The organism is Priestia sp. P5_B4 (assembly GCF_056400385.1).
Genome location: NZ_JBFULJ010001458.1, coordinates 1 through 589, shown reverse-complemented (window position 1 = coordinate 589; position 589 = coordinate 1). Strand labels below are relative to the sequence as shown.

Annotated in this window: 1 protein-coding gene; it reads left to right on the top strand. The window is 34.0% G+C overall.

Annotated elements, in window-relative coordinates; genetic code table 11:
• Positions 1–128: 128 nt before the first annotated feature.
• Positions 129–548, top strand: coding sequence for a hypothetical protein (locus tag AC1DRF_RS31595; protein ID WP_013056956.1), 420 nt, complete (start codon positions 129–131; stop codon positions 546–548).
• Positions 549–589 lie beyond the last annotated feature (41 nt).

Sequence of the window (589 nt, the reverse complement as noted above, 5' to 3'; positions counted from 1 at the left end):
CGAAAAGCCCTCAATTTATAACTCTCTTTCCTATTACAAACAGTCTTTTTATGTATGTCAGGACTCCTTTCCTAAAAATCTTTCCCCATTCCATTCTTTTTTCCTGTATACTTAAGAATAGGAAAGAGGTGCTTATCACGAGACATCCTGTAGAAACGATTTATTATTTAGAAAATCCACAGCGTAATATTTCAACATATGCTTCCACAACTCAGTTAACGGTTGAGTCTGTTGTGAAAGATGTGTTTGGTGTTGCTTGCGTAGCAGATATTAAAATTATGCTCCAATATAATAAAGAATTCCGCAAAAGTATTAGTCAATTACACAATGCAATGGACGATGATCTTACGTTAGAAATGGTTTTTCGAGTTGCTTCAAAAGAGGATTTGCTTCGATTTAAAAAAAGTTTACTTGAAAGTAGTTTAGATGACGCAGAAACGTCAATAGACTGTCCATTCAGCGCAACCATTCAATTACAAGATGGTCGATATACATGGAACGAGTCTACTTCTGTTTATGAAAAACAAAAAGAACGTCTTTCATCTTAAATTTCTCTATTTTTATGTATGCAAAAAGCCTGGATCTTAGT